This is a genomic window from Paratractidigestivibacter sp., from assembly GCF_052362415.1.
Classification (GTDB): Bacteria; Actinomycetota; Coriobacteriia; order Coriobacteriales; family Atopobiaceae; genus Paratractidigestivibacter.
In genome coordinates, this window is sequence record NZ_DAWEMK010000172.1 from 1 (window position 1) to 2,408 (window position 2,408).

A 2,408-nucleotide genomic window follows, 5' to 3' on the forward strand; every position below is an offset into this window, starting at 1 on the left:
CGACGGTGCAGTCGCCGACGCCCTTGCTGCGCTGGTAGCAGCCGGCGTCGATCCACTTCTGGATGAGCTCAGGCTCCTTGGATTGCGGGTCGTAGGTCTTGGGCATCTCTTCCACGGTAAATCTCCTCGCGTTGCGCCTCGTGGGCACACGTCTGTAACAGCAGGTATAACAACCGTACAGGATACCACGTGCACAGATGGGAATGGACAAATGGGGGAAGCACGGCTCTTCGACGCGCATGTCCACCTCGATTGGCTCGCTGAGCCCGCGAGGGCGGCCGCGGACGCGGGGCGGCTCGGCCTCCGGATGCTCTGCTGCACGGTGTCGCCGGAAGGCTACCAACACGCGATATCGCAGCTAAACGGCTTTGACGACGTCCGCGTGGCCGCCGGTATGCACCCGTGGTTCGTAGATGGCGGCACCGATGCGGAGAAGATCGCCTCCGCGATAGAGGGCACGGACTGGGTCGGCGAGGTCGGCCTCGACTTCGGCCGCGCCCACGTCGCCACGAAGAAGGACCAGCTCCGGGTCTTCGAGGCCGTGGCCGAGGCGTGCTCCTACGGCGGAAAGACGATCTCCGTCCACGCGGTGCGCTCTGCGGGCACCTGCCTCGACGTCCTCGATCGCACAGGCGCGCTCGCCTCCTGCCGCTGCATCTTCCATTGGTTCAGCGGGACCTCCGAGGAGCTCGTCCGAGCCCGGGAGGCGGGCTGCTGGTTCTCCGTCGGCGAGCGTATGCTGGCCACCCGACGCGGCCGTGAATACGCAAGGCAGGTGCCGACCGACCGTCTCCTGCTCGAGACCGACCTGCCGGAGCACGAGGGAGACGCGACCTGCGCGGCGAACATAGCCGCCTCGCTCGACCGCGCCGCCCAGACCCTGCAGGCGCTTCGGCCCGGCTGGGACCCCCGGTCCGCGAGGCTTTTCTGAGCCGAGACCGAGGGAGAACGATGCGGCTCGCCATAAAGACGGGCGTCAGGGGCTTCTCTCCTCATCCACCGGGACACGCGGCGCCCCCCCTGCAAGGATCGCGCCGCAACCGAGCCGGCCTTGCGAAGGTGACCGAAATGCAAGACGGCGCGAAGCCCAAAAAGGTATAGTTTTATGTTGTCGTGACCGCTAGAGCAAAGCAAAGGGCATAGACGTTGATCAAGCACCTGAGAATGCCTCTACACAAGAACACGGAGAACCAGAGCGCCCCTTTGGGCGCGACCATGCTTTCGACGTCCTCCACCGGCCTTGACTTGCCGCTGAACGACGTCGTCATCGTGTTCGCCTGCAGCGAGAGCTTCGTCCCGTACCTCTCGGTCGCCACTCAGTCGATCGTCGACAACGCGAGCCCCAGCCGCCGCTACGACATCATCGTCCTCACGAGGGATCTCTCCCCCACCAGCATGGTCACGCTCACGCGCCAGACCAAGGAGGCGAACGTCGGCATCGGCTTCCTCGACGTCGACTCTGCGCTCGGCGACATCAAGCTCCCCCACCACGGCCACTTCCGCCCCGAGACCTACTACCGCCTGCTCGCGCCGCAGCTCCTGCCCAACGTTGACAAGGCCATCTACCTCGACTCGGACCTCATCGTAAACGCCGACATCGCGGAGCTCTACGACTACGACGTCGAGGGCTACAAGCTCGGCGCCACCCGCGACGCGGACACGCTCGGCCAGATCGACGGCTACGACGTCTCGGTCGGGCCCTACCTCCACGACGAGCTCGGCATGGACGACCCGCACGACTACTTCCAGGCAGGCGTCCTGCTTATGAACCTCGCCGAGCTCAGGCGCACCGTGACCGCCGAGGAGTTCCTGCGCATCAGCACCGAGCGCATGTGGCGCTGGCTCGACCAAGACGTGCTCAACAAGGTCGTGAACGGCCACTACGTGCGCATCCCCATGAAGTGGAACTACCTCATGGACTGGCAGCACCTGCGCCGCACCCACATCGTCTCTAACGCTGCGCCCGATGTTCGCGCCGAGTACGACGAGGCCCGCCGCGACCCGAGGATCGTCCACTTCGCGGGACCGGACAACCGCCCGTGGCTCTACCCTGACGCCGACGGGGCGGATCTATTTTGGAAGTACGCCCGCCGCTCCCCTTACCTCGAGGAGATCCGCGCGCAGCTCGAGGACTCCCGTGCCACCGCGAAGGGCCTCGCCAAGCGCGTGCAGGTCATCGCCCTCTACAAGGGCATCATGCCCGCCTTCGACAAGACCTGCCCCGGCGGCTCCAAGCGTCGCGCGGCCATCATCAAGGCCTACAACGCCCTCGGTGGACAGAACCTGTAGAGGGTCGCTGCATATCCCTTACCGCTGGGGAGAGGCCCTGGGTTTCTCTTCATGCTCAAACAGTCCTGACTCGCACGGGGGCCACTAAATGTGGACTCCGTGCGAGCAGGACTGTTTGA

Annotated in this window: 2 protein-coding genes; both read left to right on the forward strand. The window is 65.3% G+C overall.

Annotated features, from left to right (window positions below; translation table 11 throughout):
* The first annotated feature begins 211 nt into the window (after positions 1 to 211).
* Positions 212 to 931 (forward strand): TatD family hydrolase, encoded by a 720-nt coding sequence (locus ACT84W_RS10515; RefSeq protein ID WP_444329177.1) that lies wholly within the window; start codon positions 212 to 214, stop codon positions 929 to 931.
* A 233-nt stretch (positions 932 to 1,164) separates the two neighbouring features.
* Positions 1,165 to 2,289, forward strand: coding sequence for a glycosyltransferase family 8 protein (locus tag ACT84W_RS10520; protein WP_444329178.1), 1,125 nt, complete (start codon positions 1,165 to 1,167; stop codon positions 2,287 to 2,289).
* Positions 2,290 to 2,408: the final 119 nt, after the last annotated feature.